Source organism: Aquimarina sp. AWH4_224, from assembly GCF_056160245.1.
In genome coordinates this window covers 80,961-102,510 of sequence record NZ_JBSWWU010000007.1, presented here as the reverse complement: position 1 = coordinate 102,510, position 21,550 = coordinate 80,961, and the positions used below count along the sequence as shown (strand labels likewise).

Here is a 21,550-nt window from a genome sequence, read left to right as displayed (position 1 = left end):
CTTGATATACAGTTGTTTAATTTTATTTTTGGTTTTGTTTAACGAGAAGGGGTAATCTTACTCGTGTTGAAAACTTTGTTGAAAACGTTTATTAACTTTTAGTAGAACATCTTCCCTATTTTTTGATCTTTGTAAGACCCTTTAGAAACAAAAAATCGTCAAGAAAAGTTAAAAAAATTAAGATGAGTGCTGTAGAACCAATTTTGCAAGAAAATAAAGACCGATTTGTAATTTTTCCAATTCAACATCATGATATTTGGGAATGGTATAAGAAATCTGAAGCTAGTTTTTGGACTGCTGAAGAAATAGATTTACACCAGGATATTACAGATTGGGGTACAAAGCTTACTGATGATGAGCGTTATTTTATCAAGCATATTTTGGCCTTTTTTGCAGCTTCAGACGGAATTGTAAATGAGAATTTGGCAGAGAATTTTGTAAACGAAGTTCAATATAGTGAAGCTAAATTCTTTTACGGATTTCAAATCATGATGGAAAACATTCATTCTGAAACGTACTCTTTACTTATAGATACTTATGTAAAGGACGAAAAAGAAAAAGATGTTTTATTCAAGGCGATAGAAAATTTCCCTGCAATCAAGAAGAAAGCAGATTGGGCGTTACAATGGATCGAGTCTGATTCGTTTGCAGAGCGCTTAATAGCTTTTGCAGCAGTAGAAGGGATTTTCTTTTCTGGAGCATTCTGTTCGATTTTCTGGTTAAAGAAGAGAGGATTAATGCCAGGGCTTACTTTTTCTAATGAGTTGATCTCAAGAGATGAAGGCGTGCATTGTGATTTTGCAGTTCATTTACATAACAACCACTTGGTAAACAAGGTGCCTAAGGAGAGGATTAGACAAATTCTTATCGATGCATTAAATATCGAAAGAGAGTTTATTACGGAATCACTTCCGGTAAGCTTAATTGGGATGAATGCGAAGTTAATGACACAGTATCTTGAATTTGTTACGGATAGATTATTAGTAGAACTAGGTTGTGAAAAAGAGTATGGGACCTCAAATCCATTCGATTTTATGGATATGATTTCATTACAAGGGAAAACAAACTTCTTTGAAAAGCGAGTTTCAGAATACCAGAAAGCGGGAGTGCTTAATAAAGATGACGAGAACAATAAAATAAGTTTTGACGCTGATTTTTAATCATTAAAAATCGATCAGAATTAAGATATATTCATTCTGAGCTAGTCAAAAACGTTTCTTCTGTTTAGTATCGATTAGCTCAGTTTGATAAAGTTCGATAAAAAGAGCTTACACAAAAAAAAGGGACGAAAGTCAGTCAATTTATAATATAGTATCAGATAAATTCTGTTCAATATGAATGGAGTTCACAAGATCTCACGCCTTAATGTTGGTCATTAAGGAGGGTAATATTTTTTGATTTTCGAATTTAGGAATATAAGTAACACAAATTAACATCAATTTCTTCGTAAGGAAGAAAGTTTTAAAAACCAAAAGACAGTATGTATGTAGTAAAAAGAGATGGGCGCAAAGAACCAATTATGTTCGACAAGATTACCGCAAGGGTAAGAAAATTATGTTATGGACTAAATCAACTAGTTGACCCCGTAAAGGTGGCGATGAGAGTGATAGAAGGATTGTATGATGGAGTAACAACTAGTGAGTTAGATAATCTTGCTGCTGAAATAGCAGCTACGATGACAATAACACACCCTGATTATGCGAAACTTGCTGCTCGTATCTCTGTCTCTAACTTGCATAAAAATACCAAGAAAACATTTTCTGAAGTGGTAACAGATCTTTATGAATATGTTAATCCTCGAACAGAAAAGAAAGCACCTTTGATCTCTGATGAAGTATATGAAGTGATCATGGCTAACAAAGAAAAGTTGGATTCAACGATTATTTATAATCGTGATTTTGGGTATGATTATTTTGGTTTTAAAACATTAGAGCGTTCGTACTTGTTGAAAATCAATGGGAAAATTGCAGAGCGTCCGCAGCATATGTTGATGAGGGTTTCTATCGGTATCCATTTAAATGATTTGGATGCTGCTATCGAGACCTATGAGTTGATGTCGAAAAAGTACTTTACGCATGCTACGCCAACGTTGTTCAATTCGGGAACACCAAAACCACAGATGTCTTCATGTTTCTTATTGACAATGAAAGACGATAGCATCGATGGTATTTATGATACATTAAAACAAACTGCAAAAATTTCACAGTCTGCGGGAGGAATAGGATTGTCTATTCATAATATTCGAGCTACTGGGTCTTATATTGCAGGAACTAACGGTACTTCGAATGGAATTGTACCAATGTTACGAGTATATAACGATACAGCTCGTTACGTAGACCAAGGAGGAGGAAAGAGGAAGGGATCTTTTGCGATCTATGTAGAGCCATGGCATGCGGATATTTTTGATTTCTTAGACTTGAAAAAGAACCACGGTAAAGAAGAAATGCGTGCTCGTGATTTATTCTATGCAATGTGGGTTCCGGATCTGTTCATGAAGAGAGTGCAGGATGATGCAGAATGGACATTAATGTGTCCTAATGAGTGTCCTGGGTTATTTGACATGCATAGCGACGAGTTTGAAGAAACGTATACGCGTTACGAGAAAGAAGGAAAAGGTAGAAGAACCATTAAGGCAAGAGAGCTTTGGGAGAAGATTCTGGAATCTCAGATAGAAACAGGTACACCTTATATGTTGTATAAGGATGCTGCGAACCGCAAATCAAACCAGCAAAATTTAGGAACTATTCGTTCTTCTAATTTATGTACTGAGATTTTGGAGTACACAAGCGAAGATGAAGTAGCGGTATGTAACCTGGCTTCTATCGCATTGCCAATGTTTGTTAAGAACGGAAAGTTTGATCATAAAGAACTGTTTAGAATTACAAAACGAGTTACCAAAAACTTGAATAGAGTGATCGATCGTAATTACTATCCGGTTAAAGAAGCTGAAAATTCTAACATGCGCCACCGTCCTGTTGGATTAGGAGTGCAAGGATTAGCAGATACTTTTATCCAGTTACGTTTACCATTTACCAGTGATGAGGCTAAAAAATTGAATCAAGAGATTTTTGAAACCTTGTACTTTGCTGCGGTAACCGCTTCTATGGAAGAAGCCAAAGCAGATGGTCCATACCAGAGTTATGAAGGGTCTCCAATCTCTAAAGGAGAATTCCAGTACAACCTATGGGGAATTAAAGATGAAGAATTAAGTGGTCGTTGGGACTGGGCAAAGTTGCGTAAGCAAGTACTTAAAAATGGAGTGCGTAACTCCTTATTAGTAGCGCCAATGCCAACAGCATCTACATCTCAAATCCTTGGGAATAATGAGGCATTTGAACCATACACCAGTAATATTTATACCAGACGTGTGTTGTCAGGAGAGTTTATCGTGGTAAATAAGCACTTACTAGAAGATTTAGTGAAGCTTGGGTTATGGAATGATAATTTAAAAGATGCCATTATGCGTGCTAATGGATCTGTTCAGAATATCGATATCATTCCGCAAGATCTTAAAGAATTATATAAGACCGTTTGGGAAATGAGTATGAAAGACATTATCGATATGTCTCGTCATAGAGGGTACTTTATCGATCAGTCTCAGTCATTGAACTTGTTCATGGAAGGAGCTACAATGGCAAAACTAACCTCAATGCATTTCTATGCCTGGAAAAGTGGCTTAAAAACAGGAATGTATTACCTGAGAACAAAGTCTGCGGTAGATGCGATTAAGTTTACACTTAAAAATGATAAGAAAGAAGAACCACAAGCCGAAAAAGTAGCCGTAGCCGCTGCACAAGTAATGGAAGCACAAGCAGCTAAGGAGCAACCAGCACAAGATCCTGTAACACCAGAGGGAACTTCGCTATCTCCAGAGGAGCTAAGAGCACTAATAGCTCAGGCCAAAGAAGGCGAAGGAGATGATTGTTTAATGTGTGGGTCTTAAGACCTAGATTTATATAGAGAAAAAAGGGAAGTATTAAAGGGTGCTTCCCTTTTTTGTATATTCGAATTTTCTTTAAAAAATATGATGAATTGGGAACAACTCCTATCCTTAAAACGATATGGAGATAAAAATAAAAGACTACGCAAAGAACAAGATGAAACCCGATTAGGATTCGAAGTAGATTATGATCGTATCATCTTCTCATCGGCCTTTAGAAGTTTACAGGATAAAACACAGGTCATACCACTCTCCAAAACTAGCTTTGTCCATACTCGGTTGACACATAGTTTAGAGGTCTCGGTAGTAGGAAGATCTTTGGGAAGAGTAGTAGGAAAAAAGATTCTGGAAAAACATCCGCATCTCTCGACGATACATGGGTATCAGTTTAATGATTTTGGAGCTATTGTAGCAGCCGCTGCTTTGGCACATGATATAGGGAACCCTCCTTTTGGACACTCCGGAGAAAAAGCAATAGGCGAGTATTTTAAAACAGGAAGAGGGAAACAATACAAGGAACAGCTTACTCCAAAACAATATCAGGATTTGATTGATTTTGAAGGTAATGCAAATGGGTTTAAGATTCTAACCGAATCCCGTGAAGGCATCGAAGGCGGGTTACGTTTGTCGTATGCCACCTTAGGAGCTTTTATGAAGTATCCTAAAGCTTCATTACCCAAAAAGCCAACATCTCATATTGCACATAAGAAATATGGTTTTTTTCAGAATGAAAAGATCTTCTTTGATGAAGTAGCCGAAGAAGTGGGCTTATTGAAACAAAACATCAAAGGGGAAACTACCTATAGCAGGCATCCATTAACATATTTGGTAGAAGCTGCAGATGATATTTGTTATACGATTATCGATTTTGAAGATGGGATTAATTTGGGGCTAATAGAAGAAGAATATGCCTTAGAATATTTGATCAAATTGGTAAAGGAAACCATTAATACAACAAAGTATAACCAACTTACAACTACTGCAGATCGATTGGGGTATTTAAGATCTTTGGCAATCAATATATTGATACAAGAGGCAGCAAGTATTTTTATAGATAACGAAGAGAAAATCTTATCGGGTACTTTTGATACTGCATTAATAGATAAGAGTAAATATGATGCCCAAATTAACGACATCATTAAGATTAGTATAGATAAGATTTATCAAAGTCAGGAAGTCACCGAAAAAGAGATCGCGGGATATGAGATCTTAGCTACATTGCTTGATCAATATTGCGTAGCCGCAGATCGATATAATGCTGGAGAAGCTTCGAATTACGACAAGCTGATTTTAAGAGCCGAAGGTCATAACTTTGACTATCAAAATGAAGAGGTATATACAAGATTGATCAGCATCAGTAATTTTGTAGCAAGCCTTACCGATGGGAATGCTTTGTTGAAGTTTCAAAAGATAAAAGGATTGAAAATATAAAAAAGCCATCCTCTTGGATGGCCTTTTTTGTATGTTTACTTTCCGTATGTCCATATTTCTGTCAATATAGTTCCGTCTCCATTATCATCTTCAAAAGTGTATTTTAATGTGGTTTTAGTAAGTTCCAGGATGGTATTAGTGAAAGTAAGACTAGTTGAGTTTCCTAGCTCATTTAAGGTAAGGGTTAAGGTGTTTTCGGATAGTTCCCAAGTTCCTGCTCTTAGATCATCTGGGCTACAAACTCCAGGAAATCCGCCATAATTTTGTTCTTCAAAACTTCCGTCTGCATTGATTTCAAGAGTACCAAGCAATTCACAATCATTTTCAGGAAGATCATTAATGGCGGTAATTTGCCATTTTCCGATAAGTAACTCTTCCTTGGTTAACTCCTCTGTTTCTTGAGTAGAATCATCGCTTCCACAAGAAAATATAGTAATCATGGTAAGCACCCATAGGAATAGGTTTAATTTTTTCATCATAAATAATTTAGTTTATACAGATACGTACCTCTAAATGGAATTTATTACCATGTGGATGGTGCTTTTTTTGATGTGATTGAAATGGAAGTAAGAGTATGAATAATAAGAAAGGCTACATTTATATTTATTATGTAGCCTTTTTTATTATGTGGAAAGAAGATGTTTAAATTCTTCTATAGGTTTCGGTGTAAACTAGTATTACACCATTGTCTTCATCTCTATATTCGACAATCAAAGTAGTTTCATTTAATGTAGTAATAGTAGCAGTTTCGGTTTCTGTTATTGCCCCTGCTGTAAAAGACAAGGTTAGTTGATCTCCGGCTAAAGACCATCCGAATTCTTCGGTTTCAGGACCGGTGCAAGTAATTTGATTGTTTGTAGAAACAGAATTAAAGAATCTGTTAACTACGATTCCACCTTCTCTAAATTCTAGAGTTTCCTGTAAATCACATTGGTCGAGGTCTTCGGCAACTCCATTTTCTGAGGCAGATACCCATTGCCAAGTCCCTATGAGACCAGTATCACTTACCTCGGTACCATCGTCGTCACTTCCGCATGAAACGACAGCGATTGTACAAGTGAATAGAATAAATAAACTAAGTTTTTTCATGGTTATAAAATTTGGTTAAAATCTTCACGAATTAACAATTTTAATGAATGACTACCAAATCATAGAAATAGAAGAGTGCCGAATCCAGAACAAAATATTTTTATAATGGCTAATTTTTTGTTTTTTACATGAAAGTATATGAATATAAAACCGACCATTATATTTATACGTAAATACTTGTGAGTAAATGTAGTAAAGAGAAAAAAAATGTTATGCATAAATAAGGGGATGCATCACTTGTAATATCGATCTTTAAGATTATTCTTATCTTAGACATTCTCTTTCCTGCTATCATCGCAAAATCATTAGGGGTATAATTTTTGTGACTTACTTGTAAGGATTAATTGATAATTGGTATGAAACAGTTCTATTTTTTAGTTTTTTTGGCCTTTATAGGCGTTTTCCGTGTTGGAGCTCAGTCTTCAGATTTAGACGTAATAAAAGCATATTTGATACAAGAAGGGATGTCACCAAAAGATGTTTCTGGGTTGGTGATTCAGAGTGAGTCCTTTTCAAAAAGCTTACAATCGAATAATGTATATGTTGTTCAGTCGTATAAAGGAATACCAATTCAAAATGTTATCGGGAATTTTACAATAAGAAAAGGAAAAGTGGTTTCTTTTGCAGGTAATTTTATTGACAATATAGCATCAAAAATAAATGCGATATCGACAAGTGTTTCTCCTGTCGCAGCAGTAAAAAAAGCTGCATTATCTCTCGATTTAGGTGTTGCGTCCGGAATAGAGGAATTAGAGAATACGAAGAGCAAAAAAGATACTTACCTTTTGTCTAAGGGGAATATTAGTACAGATGATATTCCGGTAGCACTGGTTTATGAGTTTAAAAATGATCGCTTACAATTGTGTTGGGATCTTAGTATACATACTGTTGATGGAGCGCACTGGTTTAGTGTAAGAGTAGATGCAATTAACGGAGAACTGGTGGCCAGAAATGACTGGGTGGTTAGTTGTTCTTTTGAAAATCATACCCATCAGCAAAAACAACATAACACATTTTCATTGTTTAAAAATAATATTGAATCTTCTGCAGCTTTTATGGATCCTGTGTACAATGTATATCCTATTCCTGCTGTAGAAAGCCCAAATCACGGAAGTCGACGATTAGTTTCCGGCCAGGAAGACGAAGTGGCTTCTCCTTTTGGGTGGCATGATATCGATGGAGTTGCGGGAGCAGATGTAACTGTTACCTCAGGAAATAATGTAATCGCTTCTGAAGATGTAAATGGCAATGATGGATTGGGAGAGCAACCCGATGGAGGAGCAAATCTAATGTTTGATTTTGCTTTTGATCCAGATGCCGTTTTTCTGAATAATCAGAATGCTTCAATCACCAATTTGTTCTACACAAATAATGTGGTTCATGATGTTTGGTATCACTATGGTTTTGATGAGTCTTCTGGTAATTTTCAGTTGAATAATTATGGTCGTGGGGGATTTGGTAGCGATGAAGTGATCGCGGATGCGATAGATGGATCAGGAATAAATAACGCCAATTTTACTACTCCTCCAGATGGAAGAAATCCGAGGATGCAAATGTTTGTGTGGAATCCTCAAACCAGTCCGGATATAGAAGTGTTTGTGGTGAACAATACAGCTCTTGCAGGATCTTATACTATTGTTGATAACAGTTTTGATCCAGGGCATGTAGACGCACCAGAAGTACCAGATGGGTTAACTGCTAATTTGGTATTGGCAGTAGATGACAACCCTACGCCAGATGCCAATGACGCTTGTAGTGTGATTATTAATGATGCCGAGGTAAACGGAAATATCGCAGTAGTGAGGCGAGGGGAATGTAGTTTTGCAGATAAAGTATTTCGATGCCAGCAAGCTGGAGCGATTGCTGTTCTAGTGGTAAATAATCAGCCGGGAGATCCAATAGTGATGGGAGGAGATAACGGAATGATTACTATTCCAGCGGTAATGATAGGTATGGATGATGGAGAGGCTATTATTACTGAAATGGAAACCAATACCGTTAATATTACTTTGTCTGATCCAGGGTTGAATATTGTTGCTAATGATAGTTCCTTTGATAATGGAATCATTATACACGAATACGCACATGGTATTTCTACGCGTTTAACTGGTGGTGCAGCTGCATCCAATTGTTTAATTACTTGTGTAGAATTTGATGACGATGGGAATTGTATTCAAGATACAGAACAAATGGGCGAAGGATGGTCTGATTGGTTCGCTCTAATGATGACTATAGAATCTGGTGATACTGGAGCAGATGCCAGAGGGATTGGAACCTTTTCTGCCGGGCAACCGATTTCTGGGGTAGGAATACGACCGTTCCCATATAGTACAGATACCACGGTTAATCCTGTTACTTATGGAGATACCAATGACGAAACCAATTTCTCGGCTCCTCATGGAGTAGGATCTGTATGGGCTTCCATTCTTTGGGACCTGAACTGGGCATTGATAGAGCGCGATGGTTTTGATCCAGACTTGTACAGTGGAACAGGAGGAAATAACCTGGCCATGCAATTGGTGATGGATGGGTTGAAACTTCAGGCGTGTAATCCTGGATTTGTTGATGGGCGAAATGCAATACTCTTGGCTGATCAAATAGCGAATGAAGGAGCTAATACATGTTTGATTTGGGAAGTGTTTGCGGCACGAGGAGTGGGTTGGAGTGCTAGCCAGGGTAATAGTCAGTTAAGAACGGATCAAGTGGAGGCATTTGATTTACCACCAGTATCTGAATTAAATTGTAATGAGGTTGAAGAAAATCCTAATGTAGGAGCATTTATTATAGAACCCAATCCATCCAGTGGATCATTTAATATCAGAGTTCCTCAAGATATGGGTAATAGTTCTATTAGAATCTATGATGTGAATGGTCGCTTTGTGTATGAAGAACAAGCTGTGATAGAGAGCATATATCCTATTGATGTAGTGCTTAGAGCGGGGATTTATATTTTAAAAGTTGATGCAGAAAATGGATCAGCATCCTATATTTCAAAAATTGTGATTCGATAAATCTTTGCTAGACATACTTTAAAATAGTAGAGGAAATTCCTTGGACAGAAATGCCGCAAATTTCATGAAGTTCCTCTATGCTGCCATGATGGATAAACTGATCAGGAACACCTAGATTGACAACACGGGTTTTGAAATTGTTTTCATTTCCGTAGGAGAGGATATTGTTTCCAAAACCACCGGTAACAACTCCATCTTCAACAGTAATAATGGTGTGATATTCAGAGAAGATAGTGCTTAGTAAGTTGTGATCCAAAGGCTTTATGAATGGAAAATGATAGTGACTTACGTTTTGTTTACTATGGTTTATCGCTTGGGAGGCAGTAGTTGCAATTGCTCCTGTAGAAATGATAGCAACCTCTTTTCCTTTACGCTTTGTTGTTCCTTTACCTATGGTTACCTTGTTAAATGGTTGTTGCCAATCCGAAATATGTCCTCTACCTCTAGGGTAGCGAATAGCTATTGGGTGGTCTAAACCTAAAGAGGCGGTATATAGCAAATTACGTAATTCTATTTCGTCGGCTGGAGCGGTTACGATCATATTTGGAATGCAATTCAAATAAGCGATATCAAAAACTCCGTGATGCGTAGCGCCATCTGCTCCTACAAGACCGGCTCTGTCTACACATAAAACAACAGGTAAATCTTGTAAAGCTACATCGTGAATCACTTGATCATAAGCTCGTTGCAAAAAAGTAGAGTAAATAGTGCAAAATGGAGTCATGCCTTGAGTAGCCATTCCAGCAGCCAAAGTTACTGCATGTTGTTCTGCAATACCCACATCCAATGCCCTGTCGGGCATTTCCTGCATCATATATTTTAAAGAGCTACCGGTAGGCATAGCAGGAGTGATCCCTATGATTTTTTCGTTTTCTCGTGCGAGTTCTAATAACGTATAGCCAAAAACATCTTGAAATTTTGGAGGTAGATTAGTGCTGTCTTTTGGGATTAGATCTCCTGTAGAGGCATCAAACTTGCCAGGAGCATGATATTTGACCTGGTTTTCCTCGGCCTGTTTCAGTCCTTTTCCCTTTGTTGTGATAATATGTAAAAGTTTTGGTCCGTCTGTCGATTTTAATTGCTCCAAAGCCTTAATTAGAGAAGGTAAATCATGACCGTCGATAGGACCAAAATAGTTAAAATTCAAGGCTTCAATAATGTTGTTTTTCCTGGGTTTTATTCCAACTTTTGCCTTGGTAAGGTATTCTTTAAGCGCTCCCACACTAGGGTCTATACCAATAGCATTGTCGTTTAGGATAACCAACATATTCGTTTTGGCAACACCAGCATGATTAAGTCCTTCAAAAGCCATCCCGCTGGCGATTGAAGCATCTCCAATTACCGCGATATGTTGTTTAGATAGTTCTCCTTTAAGCTTTGATGCAATGGCCATACCCAAAATTGCAGAAATAGAAGTAGAAGAGTGTCCTACTCCAAAAGTATCGTATTCGCTTTCACTTCTTTTTGGAAAACCACTGATTCCATTCAGTTGGCGATTGGTATGAAAAATATCTTTCCGACCTGTTAGAATCTTATGAGGATAGGCTTGATGACCTACATCCCAAATCAACAAATCGTTTGGAGTGTCAAAAACATAATGTAGGGCTATAGTCAATTCGATCACACCCAAACTTGCTCCCAAATGCCCTTCTTTGGTAGCCACAATATTGATTACAAAATCACGAAGTTCTTGTGCTAGGATGGGTAACTGTTCAGCGGATAGTTGTCTTAGATCCGAAGGGTTTTGAATTTGTGAAAGCAATGATGTTGACATGTGACAAAAGTAAGCTTTTGTACTGGTACTTTATAATCTTTTGTGAGATGTGGATTACGGATAATTTTAGCTAGTTTTACAACAAAATAGAACGTACCATGCTAGATCCGTTTGATGATGCCTATTTTATGAAGAAAGCGCTTCAGGAGGCAGAAATGGCTTTTGAAAAAGATGAAGTTCCGGTTGGAGCTGTAATTGTAGTGTCAAATAAAATAATTGCCAGAGCCCATAATCTCACAGAAATGCTTAATGATGTTACTGCTCATGCCGAGATGCAGGCCATTACCGCGGCAGCAAACTTTTTGGGAGGTAAATATTTGAATGAGTGCACTATGTATGTAACCCTGGAACCTTGCCAAATGTGTGCAGGAGCATTGTATTGGAGTCAGATAGGAAAGGTGGTCTATGGAGCCGCAGATGAAAAACGAGGGTTTAATGCATTAGGAGTCAAACTACATCCTAAAACAGAAATGGTAGGAGGTGTGCTGCAGGAAGAATGTAGCCAGTTGTTGAAACGTTTTTTTATCGAAAAACGAAACCTGAATTAAAAATCTTACATAGGTATTTTTTAATGAATTTACCGCTCTTAGCAATTTGATTCAAGAATGATTTGCAACCTGTTCGGTAAGCTATAGTCTTTATAGTATAAACCGAAACCAATGCAAAAAATCATTCTGTTATTTTTTGGAGGCATGACTTCTATTGTCTTTTCGCAAGAGTATACAAAGCTTAACGGAAGAATTGTCTCGGAAACAGATGAGTGGGATGATATCCATGTGATTAATAAAGCTCTGGAGGTAGGTACGATCACCAATCAAGAAGGGTATTTTTCAATTCGAGCGACACCAGGAGATACGCTGATTATTTCTTCTATACAGTATGTGCCTTATACTCATATTGTGTCTTCTTCAGATATGCAAAATGATGCTTTTTTGATAAAATTAAAGGAAAAAGTAAATGCCCTGGATGAGGTAACGGTGTCACAATATTCCCTAACTGGTCGTATTGAAGAGGATGTGTCAAAAATACCAACATACACAGAAAACCTTCCTTTTTTTAGCGCTGCAGAATTAATGCAGATGAATTTACCAGAATTTAATGATGCACAATCCAATGTAAAAAACATTGCGTTAAGAGATGATTTCGTACCCACAACAATAGATTTTTTGGCTTTAGCAAAATTAGCGGGTGGTTTAGTTAGAAGAAAGAAGTATACAGCCTATGGTCCTCCCAAAACAGTGGTTGATTATTTTGACGAACAATTTATTGTAGAAATGCTGGAGATTCCGGAAACGGAATATTACAATTTTGTAGACTTTGTAAATGAAAATAACGAAACCAAATTAGTGCTTCAGTCAAAGGATGAATTAAAGATTTTAGAATTTTTAATGGTTCAAAAAGAGGTTTTTATAGAAAAGTATAATATCAAGAAATAAAAATAGCGCTGTACAAACAGCGCTACTCAGAAACTGGGTGCTCTATATCTTATTCGTGAATTACGCGCACATTTGCCGCAATAACTCCTTTACGTCCTTCTTGCTCTTGATATTCAACTTTGTCACCTTCATTTAAAGCGTCGCCATCGATTCCTGTTGCGTGAACAAAGATGTCTTTACCGGTTTCGTCGTTGGTTATAAAACCATAACCCTTTGATTCATTAAAAAATTTAACTGTTCCTTCCATTGTAATAAAAAATAATAATTGAGTTCTAAAGGTAGGTCTAAATATTTTATGAATCGTTATGAAAATGTGAATATTTTTAAAAAAACAATTTTCAAGCTTTATCCTTTTTGTTTTGGTAATCTCTCATTTTCTTAAGATTCTCTTCGGTTAGCATATAATCCTTTACTTTCTTGTTTTTCCATCGATGATAGATAAAAATGGGCATCAAAACAAAGGATGCAGCTAGGATGGCTACACCAACAAACTTGTCTCCAGTGGTATGGTCTCCGATGTTTTTGAAATAATATCCAACCAAAATACTAGCCAGGATAGCTACAAATAAAATTCTGATAACATATTTCATGAGTATACAATTAGCCAGTAAAATTAATCAACTTTCTTCGATATGAGGTAAGCAATTTAGATTTTGAGATAAATCCATGATATTTTCCATTTTTTATCACAGGAAGATTCCAGGCACCTGTATCCTGAAATTTTCTCATTACCGTTTTGGCATTGTCTTCTTCATAAACAATACTCGCTTTAATCTGAGACATCAAAGTCTCAACTTTTACTTTGTGATATAAAGTGATGTCGAACATAATATCTCGTATGTCATCCAACGAAACCATCCCGATAAGTTCGTTTTCGTCATTTGTGACCGGAAACAAATTTCTATTTGATTTAGCTACAGCTTCACTTAATAATTGTTTTAAAGTGAAATGCGGTTGCACTGCTATAAAATTGGTTTCAATGCAATCTTCCAGATTCATTAAAGTTAACACCGTTTGATCTTTATTATGAGTCAATAGTTCTCCTTGTTCAGCTAGTTCACGATTGTAAATATTGTGTTCTATACTGTTTTTGGAAATAAAAAACGAAATCCCTGTAGTGATCATTAGAGGTACAAATAGTTCATAACTCGAAGTAATCTCAGCAATCAAAAATATAGAGGTCAAAGGAGCATGCAGCACACCAGCAATTAATCCAGCCATGCCTAATAGTGTAAAGTTAGCTTCAGATACTTCTAATCCTAATCCGAGGTTGTTGATTACTTTGGATACTACATTTCCTAAGGCACTCCCCATAACCATGGTTGGAATAAAGATTCCGCCTGATCCTCCGGCTGCAAAAGTTGCGGTCATAGCAACCGCTTTAAAAATCGTTATTCCTACAAGCAATCCTATCACTACCCATATGTTACTGGTAATAGTATCGAATGGAGTTTCACCAATAGCGGTATAATGGTCGCCTCTCAAAAGATCGTTGATAAAACCAATTCCTTCTCCGTAAAGAGGGGGGATAAAATATAGTAACCCTCCAATCGCAAAACCACCAATCAACAGACGATGAATTTTTTTAGAAAAACGATCAAAAAAATGTAAAATTCCAAAGTACATTTTTGTGAAATAAATGGATGCTACTGCAGTACCGATACCTAGAATGATATAAAACGGAGTATCATAAATATCAAATTTTTCAATAACATCAAATCGAAATAATACCTCGTCTCCTAAAAAGAAATAAGATGTCAGTATTGCGGACACCGAGGCAAAAAGTAATGGAAGTAACGAAGTGAGTGTTAGATCCAGGCTAAATACTTCAACAGCAAACACCAAACCAGCCAAAGGAGATTTAAAAACAGCAGAAATAGCACCTGCGGCGGCACAACCGATTAGCAAAAATCGGGTTTTCTCACTTAGTTTAAATAGAGAACAAATATCTGAGCTTATTGTTGATCCAGATCCGATCGCAGGTCCCAATAGTCCAACAGATCCTCCAAAACCTACGGTTATAGGAGCCAGGATCAAAGGTAAGTATCCGTGTATGGGTTTTATAATCCCGTTTTTTTTGGATAATGAGTTTAAGATTAATGGGATGGCGGAGCGTACGTCTCTTTTAATAATGTATTTGGTAAAGATGTATACAATAAGTAAACCAATTACCGGGATAATAAAATAGAAAGAAGTTTGCCAGGAGATCACGTCACTCTGTAAAACGACTTGAATGAGGTGCGTCAAATTTTTGAGTAACAAAGAAACAAGTCCTGCAGTAAAACCTACAATAACACTCAGTAATAAGATAAAGTTCTTATTAGAAATGTTGCGGTAACGCCATTTCAGTATTTTGTATAGGATACTTTTTCTCGAGGACGTCATGGATAGTTAGTTCTACTATAAAGTTAACTATTTTCTAATTGCTTTTTTAATCCTTCTAAATCTTGAATATAAATTTGATAAAGTACTTCAACATAATTCCGGCTGTGAAAATAACCCAGATCAAAGTCTTTTATTGCCTCATCGATGTGATGTTTTGCTTTTGAAAGGTTGTTTTGTGCAGAAAAGCATTTGGCCAAATAATAATGTGCATCTGCATAATGGTTACCAGAGTATTGTAAAACTTTTAGAAAATCTTCTATAGCACTTTCGATTTCATTGTTTTGGTAAGCTATGATCCCACGATATAAAAATGCAGTTACATCAGCATAATCCTCACCCGAGGTTGCAATTTGCTCATTGATATAAGTGTCAAAATATAATTTTGCTTTGTCCCAATCCTCAAGCCCCATATAGGCAACACCTCTCATATAGTTTACACTCTGTCCCTGTGGATAGTCGTCAAAATCTGGTGTCAACTGATCTGTAGCATCAAAATCTTCAATTGCTTTTTCATAATTTCTATAAAAGTAGAGGTAAAGGTATCCTCTCCAACCTTGCCAATTTACGGGATCGAGCGCTACCGCCTTGTCAAATAGAGGTTTCCATTGTACAGGCATTCCACGTTTCAGATATGGGATTGATAATTCCCTACGTGCATCTGCATTGTTGGGGTCCAAAGTGATCGCATGCTCAACCAAAGTCATCATTTTTGATGAGTCTTGATAATGAGGGCTAAGTAGCAAAGTCTTGCCATTAATAATTTGATCAGCCTTTGCTTTTTTCTCTTCCTCTGTTAGGGGGGAATCACATGAGGCAATACCAAGAATAATTGCGATGCTAAGGCAGTATTTCAGTGATTTCTCCATTTTTTATTTTATAACCAACATATACATAATAATCTATCGGAGTATTTTTTCCTTGTAAGACCTTCCAGTTTTCAGAATCGGCAGTTAATTGGTGTAACTGATCAATCAAATCCTGTTTAAATTCAATTTCATTGAACTCGAAATCTGTTCCGGTAATCTCAAACCTTCCTGTTTCTCCATGGCAGTTCACAATAAATCTAAAGAATAAATATCCAGAATCGGTATAGCCTTTATTATTATAATTTTCAAGAATCTTTTTCCTGAAAATCCCTTTATTTTCTTTAAAAGCTTCTGGAATTGCGCCGTGGTGGGTTTTATACACTTTTGTTTCGTTACAGGTTTCAAACCCTTCTTTAGAAATTGTTTTTTGCGGATCTAGATAACCTACATAATGAGGATATTTTTCCTGGTTGGCATCATGTTTTCCTACATGTTGATAATAGAACCATCCTGCTAGCGCTAGCACAATGAGTACCAAAGAGGAGATAATAATGAGTGTTATCTTAAGCAGTTTTTTCATATTCTAAAAATAAAAAATCCCGCTAAAAGCAGGATTTTTTTTGATATGTTTTTAAAGATCGAGTTGAATATTCAACTCTTTGAGCTGTTCCTGATCAATAGTTGCAGGGGCGTCGATCATCACATCGCGGCCACTGTTGTTTTTAGGGAAAGCAATAAAATCTCTAATGGTTTCCTGACCACCCAAAATTGCGACCAATCTATCAAATCCAAAGGCAATTCCGCCATGTGGAGGTGCGCCATATTGAAAAGCATCCATCAAAAACCCAAACTGAGCCTTAGCTTCTTCAGGAGTAAAACCTAAATGATCAAACATTAATGCTTGTGTTTCTTTATCGTGAATACGGATAGAACCACCACCTATTTCATTACCATTTAATACCAAATCATAGGCATTAGCACGAACTTCACCAGGTTTTGTGTCTAGTAAAGGGATATCTTCTGGCTTTGGAGAGGTAAAAGGGTGATGCATAGCGTGGTAACGTTCTGTATCTTCATCCCATTCCAAAAGTGGGAAGTCAACAACCCACAGCGGAGCAAACTCTTCAGGATTACGTAATCCTAAACGCTCTGCAAGTTCCATACGTAATGCGCTTAATTGTGCTCTTACTTTGTTGGTCTGACCGGAGAGTATGCAGATCAAATCTCCAGGTGTTGCACCAGTAGCTTCAGCCCATTTGGCCAAATCTTCTTGGTCATAAAATTTATCTACAGACGATTTGTACGAACCATCCTCATTGCATTTCACATATACCATTCCCAAAGCACCAACTTGTGGTCGTTTTACCCAATCGATCAATTTGTCGATTTCTTTTCGGGTGTAGGATGCTCCCCCAGGAACGGCAATACCCACCACCAACTCTGCTTCATTAAAAACCTTAAATTCTTTATGCTGTGTTACAGTATTAAGCTCACCAAATTTCATCCCAAAGCGGATATCTGGCTTGTCATTTCCGTAGGTTTTCATAGCCTCATCAAAGGTCATTCTTGGGAAATCTCCAATTTCAACTCCTTTGATGTCTTTGAGTAAATGGCGTGTCAACCCTTCAAAAATGGTTAAGATGTCTTCTTGTTCGACAAAAGCCATCTCGCAGTCGATTTGGGTAAATTCTGGCTGCCTGTCGGCTCTTAGATCTTCATCTCTAAAACACTTTACAATCTGGAAGTATTTATCCATACCTCCTACCATCAACAGTTGCTTGAAAGTTTGTGGAGATTGTGGAAGTGCGTAAAACTCGCCTTCATTCATTCTTGAAGGCACTACAAAATCTCTTGCGCCTTCAGGAGTAGATTTGATCAAATAAGGGGTCTCTACTTCAACAAAACCTTCGCTAGAAAGATAATTACGAACTTTCATTGCTACCTGATGACGAAACATCAAGCTATTTTTTACTGGATTTCTACGAATGTCCAGATATCGATATTTCATTCTTATATCCTCTCCACCATCAGTTTCATCTTCTATAGTAAAAGGAGGTACAATAGCTTCGTTAAGGATATGCAGTTCACTTACCAAAATTTCAATATCTCCGGTTGGGATATTGGCATTCTTGGATTCACGCTCAATTACATTACCTTTTACCTGAATTACGAACTCTCTTCCAAGAGTTTTTGCCTTTTCAACTACTTCGGCAGGTGTTCTTTGTTCATCAAATATTAGTTGGGTAATCCCATATCGATCCCTAAGATCTACCCAAATCATAAATCCTTTATCTCTAGTTTTTTGAACCCAACCGGCTAGTGTAACTTCCGTATTAATGTCTGAGGCTCTCAATTGGCCACAAGAATGACTTCTGTACATAATTATATGTCTTATTAAGGCTGCAAAAATAAGAAGTTTATTGGATATCTAATCACTGTATTGAGTATAGTTTTTTGTAACCGATACGATCTTATTACTGTCGTATTTTTTAAATGCCGAGCAAGTATGAACTCGCATAAAAATGAAAGGGATATTAGAATTACATGTTGAAAAATGAAATAAACGTAATCATTTAACGGTTTTTCCGTAAGTATTTGAAGATTAGAGGTATTTTAATGCGAACAATCGTTAGTTTTAACATTTTTTTATAAATATCTTTTAATAGATTTAACCAAACATTTAAACAAATCATTATGAAAAAACAAACTCATTTTAGCAGGATGAGAGTCCTGCTATTATTACTTTTCTTTCCTGTCGTGCTTTTAGCCCAGGAAACTATTACGGGAAGAGTAGTGATTCAAGGTTCGGGGGAACCTGCTCCTTTCGTAAATATTGTAGAGGAGGGAACGAATAACGGAACAGCTACCGATATCGATGGTAATTTTTCAATTACGGTAAATTCTTTACCAACTACACTAGTCGTATCTGCACTAGGTTTTACAGAGAAATCTGTACCGGTGCAAACTGCGGGGGATATTTCGATCGAAATAGCAGAATCTTCAGAAGCATTAGAAGAGGTAGTAGTAACAGGTTTAGCAACTTCGGTAAAAAGAAGTAACGCAGCCAATGCTGTAGCCTCGGTATCTTCAGAAGAACTTGTAGGGCTAACACCTCCTCAAACTTTAGACGGAGCTTTGGCTGGTAAGTTTGCCGGAGCACAAATCACCAGAAGTTCAGGAGCACCTGGGGGAGGTATTTCTGTTCGATTACGTGGGGTTACTTCCGTAAATGGTAATGCGCAACCGCTTTATATTGTTGATGGAGTTTATGTAAACAACAACAGTATTGCTGCAGCAGGTCTAAATGCGGTATCTGGAGCGGCTTCCGGAGGGAATGCTTCAAATCAGGATAACCCGTCAAACAGGATTGCAGATATTAACCCTGATGACATAGAAAGTGTGGAGATCCTTAAAGGAGCTTCTGCAGCTGCAATCTATGGAGCAAGGGCTGCTGCCGGGGTGGTAATTATTACTACCAAAAAAGGTAAAAGAGGGCAAACGAAAATCTCATTCAATCAGGATTTTGGATTTAATACCTTATTAAACTCTTTAGGGCAACGAAACTTTACCGAAGCTAGAGCAGAAGCTCTGGGAGCTGGTAATGGAGCATTGTTTGCTGCTGCAAGGGACAATGGTACCTTGATAGATTGGGAAGATGAGATATATGGAGAACAAGGTTTTATTTCGAATACTAGTGTGAATATCTCCGGAGGATCGGATAATACCCTGTTTTATGCTGCTTTTTCTAATAACGAGGAAGATGGAATTGTAGATAATACGGGATATGATAGAAAATCGATACGATTTAATTTGGATCATGAATTTATGGACAAACGCGCAAAACTATCGATTAGTTCTAACTATATAGATTCGGTTTCTGATCGTGGTTTCTTCAACAATGATAATACAGGAACTACTATTGGTGTAGCATTAAGTTCTACTCCACCTTGGGCACAGCTATTTCCAGATGCAAATGGAAATTACCCAGACAACCCATTCGGTTCTTCAAACCCATTACAAACCAGAGATCTGATCACCAACAGAGAGGATGTTAATCGTTTTATTGTAGGAGCATCATTGGACTATAAAGTTTTTGAGAATGATAAATCCAATTTGAAACTTATTCTTCGTGGAGGGGTTGACTATTATGAATTAATTACAACAGCTATTTTTCCAGAAATCTTACAGTTTCAAAAACCATCTAATGGAGGTCTTAATGGGGTAACGGCATTAGGTACAACCGAAAACAAAGATGCCAACTACTCGGCCTTTTTAGTACACAATTATACTACTGATAAAGATCTTAATTTCAGAACGCAGGCGGGTGTTACCAAGCTTACGTTTTCAAGAAATACGGTAAGAAATATTACTTCAGATTTGGTAGCTTCTCAAACCAATGTAGATCAGGGAGCGAATGTAAGTGTAACTCAATTCAGACAAGAACAAGAGGATCAAGGATTCTTTGTACAGGAAGAATTGAATTACCAGGATAAAATCATAGGTACACTGGGGATAAGAGGAGATAAATCCAGTAATAATGGAGACGCGAATGAGTTGTTCTACTATCCAAAGGCCTCTGCAGCGGTAAACTTCCATAATTTTGATTTCTGGAATGTACCATATGTGAGCCGTTTCAAAATAAGGGCTGCATATGGAGAGGCTGGAAACTTTGCTCCTAATGGAGCGTTGTTTACTGCATATACCAATTCCTTGATCGATGGTAATGTGGGGATTGTAGTGCCAGTAACACTGGGAGATCCAGATATTTCTCCAGAAAGACAAAAAGAATTGGAAGTTGGTTTTGATGCAAGCTTCTTGGAAAACAGAATAGGGTTAGAATTTTCGTACTACAACAAATCTGTTGATGATCTTATCCTACAGGCAAATGCCGAACCTTCTTCTGGATTTACCACACGTTTTGAAAACGCTGGTAACTTAGAAAACCGAGGAGTTGAGATCGCTTTGAATGCTACTATCTTTCAGGAAGATAATTTTGACTGGAGTTCTAATTTGATCTTCTTTAAAAATACATCAGAGGTAACTAGATTAGATGTAGAGCCATTTTCTCTAGGAGGTTTTGGAGAAGGATTAGGAACTTTTAGAATTGAAGAAGGTAGAAGTGTAACACAAATTGTAGGTAATGACGCCAATGGAAACTTGGTAGTACTAGGTGATGCAGAGCCAGATTTTCAGATGACGTGGTCAAACAATTTACGTTATAAAGACTTTACCTTATCTTTCTTATGGCATTGGAAACAAGGAGGAGATAACGTAAATCTAACTTCGTTATTGACAGACTTTGGTGGCACTAGCCCGGATTTTGATGATTTCGATTTTGATCCGGCAGTAGCCAATGGAGATTTCAGAGTTGCCGCATTCTTTGCTGGTAATGCAACACCATTCGTAGAAGATGCATCTTACCTGAGATTAAGAGAAGTAGGATTGTACTACAATATTCCTTCTAGTGTTTTAGACAAAGCGTTTGCGGGACACGTGTCCAATGTTAAAGTAGGTTTCTCTGGAAATAATTTGATCAATATTTTTGATTATAACAGCTATGATCCTGAAGTTTCGAACTTTGGATCTAATGGATTGTCAAGTGGGGTAGAGGTAACGCCATTCCCTTCTTCTAAACGTTATTTGTTTCACTTAGCTGTTGGCTTCTAAAAAAATAAGAA

16 protein-coding genes are annotated in these 21,550 nt (G+C 37.2%); 7 read left to right on the top strand and 9 right to left on the bottom strand.

Translation table 11 applies throughout. From position 1 onward, the window contains the following. Positions 1-182 precede the first annotated feature (182 nt). From ACXAGJ_RS14575 to ACXAGJ_RS14565, 3 genes are all read left to right on the top strand, one after another. A complete protein-coding gene (locus ACXAGJ_RS14575; protein WP_474840895.1) occupies positions 183-1,160 on the top strand; it encodes a ribonucleotide-diphosphate reductase subunit beta in 978 nt (325 codons plus the stop codon). A 320-nt stretch (positions 1,161-1,480) separates the two neighbouring features. After that, positions 1,481-3,943 (top strand): ribonucleoside-diphosphate reductase subunit alpha, encoded by a 2,463-nt coding sequence (locus ACXAGJ_RS14570; protein WP_474840894.1) that lies wholly within the window; start codon positions 1,481-1,483, stop codon positions 3,941-3,943. Between the two features lie 84 nt (positions 3,944-4,027). Beyond that, on the top strand, positions 4,028-5,371 hold the full coding sequence (locus ACXAGJ_RS14565) for a deoxyguanosinetriphosphate triphosphohydrolase (RefSeq protein WP_474841094.1): 1,344 nt from the start codon (positions 4,028-4,030) through the stop codon (positions 5,369-5,371). Between the two features lie 35 nt (positions 5,372-5,406). On the opposite strand, the gene ACXAGJ_RS14560 is transcribed toward ACXAGJ_RS14565, so the two are convergent. After that, positions 5,407-5,850 (bottom strand): lipocalin-like domain-containing protein, encoded by a 444-nt coding sequence (locus ACXAGJ_RS14560; RefSeq protein ID WP_474840893.1) that lies wholly within the window; start codon positions 5,848-5,850, stop codon positions 5,407-5,409. Between the two features lie 163 nt (positions 5,851-6,013). Next, a complete protein-coding gene (locus ACXAGJ_RS14555) occupies positions 6,014-6,460 on the bottom strand; it encodes a lipocalin-like domain-containing protein (RefSeq protein ID WP_474840892.1) in 447 nt (148 codons plus the stop codon). A gap of 356 nt (positions 6,461-6,816) precedes the next feature. Between ACXAGJ_RS14555 and ACXAGJ_RS14550 the strand changes: the two genes are divergently transcribed. Next, entirely contained in the window at positions 6,817-9,471 is a 2,655-nt protein-coding gene (locus tag ACXAGJ_RS14550; RefSeq protein ID WP_474840891.1) for a T9SS-dependent M36 family metallopeptidase, read from the top strand. A 7-nt stretch (positions 9,472-9,478) separates the two neighbouring features. On the opposite strand, the gene ACXAGJ_RS14545 is transcribed toward ACXAGJ_RS14550, so the two are convergent. Next, a complete protein-coding gene (locus ACXAGJ_RS14545; protein WP_474840890.1) occupies positions 9,479-11,245 on the bottom strand; it encodes a 1-deoxy-D-xylulose-5-phosphate synthase in 1,767 nt (588 codons plus the stop codon). Positions 11,246-11,343: 98 nt separating this feature from the next. On the opposite strand from ACXAGJ_RS14545, the gene ACXAGJ_RS14540 reads away from it, so the two are divergent. Both ACXAGJ_RS14540 and ACXAGJ_RS14535 read left to right on the top strand, forming a co-directional pair. After that, the gene (locus ACXAGJ_RS14540; protein WP_474840889.1) at positions 11,344-11,793 is read left to right on the top strand and encodes a nucleoside deaminase; all 450 of its coding nucleotides are present in this window, start codon (positions 11,344-11,346) and stop codon (positions 11,791-11,793) included. Positions 11,794-11,904: 111 nt separating this feature from the next. Next, a complete protein-coding gene (locus tag ACXAGJ_RS14535; RefSeq protein WP_474840888.1) occupies positions 11,905-12,681 on the top strand; it encodes a carboxypeptidase-like regulatory domain-containing protein in 777 nt (258 codons plus the stop codon). Positions 12,682-12,730: 49 nt separating this feature from the next. Here ACXAGJ_RS14535 and ACXAGJ_RS14530 read toward each other — a convergent pair whose 3' ends face one another. The 6 genes from ACXAGJ_RS14530 to aspS all read right to left on the bottom strand — a co-directional run bounded on the left by ACXAGJ_RS14530 (position 12,731) and on the right by aspS (position 18,252). Continuing rightward, a complete protein-coding gene (locus ACXAGJ_RS14530) occupies positions 12,731-12,928 on the bottom strand; it encodes a cold-shock protein (protein WP_073315762.1) in 198 nt (65 codons plus the stop codon). Between the two features lie 91 nt (positions 12,929-13,019). Further along, a complete protein-coding gene (locus ACXAGJ_RS14525) occupies positions 13,020-13,271 on the bottom strand; it encodes a hypothetical protein (RefSeq protein WP_474840887.1) in 252 nt (83 codons plus the stop codon). 10 nt (positions 13,272-13,281) lie between these two features. Continuing rightward, positions 13,282-15,066, bottom strand: a complete 1,785-nt coding sequence (locus tag ACXAGJ_RS14520) for a chloride channel protein (RefSeq protein ID WP_474840886.1) — start codon at positions 15,064-15,066, stop codon at positions 13,282-13,284. 23 nt (positions 15,067-15,089) lie between these two features. Then, positions 15,090-15,932 (bottom strand): tetratricopeptide repeat protein, encoded by an 843-nt coding sequence (locus ACXAGJ_RS14515; RefSeq protein WP_474840885.1) that lies wholly within the window; start codon positions 15,930-15,932, stop codon positions 15,090-15,092. Then, positions 15,904-16,452, bottom strand: a complete 549-nt coding sequence (locus tag ACXAGJ_RS14510; RefSeq protein ID WP_474840884.1) for a hypothetical protein — start codon at positions 16,450-16,452, stop codon at positions 15,904-15,906. The genes ACXAGJ_RS14515 and ACXAGJ_RS14510 overlap by 29 nt, the downstream gene beginning before the upstream one ends. Before the next feature lie 51 nt (positions 16,453-16,503). After that, positions 16,504-18,252 carry an aspartate--tRNA ligase gene (aspS, locus tag ACXAGJ_RS14505; protein WP_474840883.1) on the bottom strand — a complete coding sequence of 583 codons (1,749 nt, stop codon included), beginning with the start codon at positions 18,250-18,252 and terminating at the stop codon, positions 16,504-16,506. A 314-nt stretch (positions 18,253-18,566) separates the two neighbouring features. Here aspS and ACXAGJ_RS14500 point away from each other — a divergent pair, with 314 nt between their 5' ends. Continuing rightward, positions 18,567-21,539: a SusC/RagA family TonB-linked outer membrane protein gene (locus ACXAGJ_RS14500; RefSeq protein WP_073315756.1), complete on the top strand. Its 2,973-nt coding sequence runs from the start codon at positions 18,567-18,569 to the stop codon at positions 21,537-21,539. Positions 21,540-21,550 lie beyond the last annotated feature (11 nt).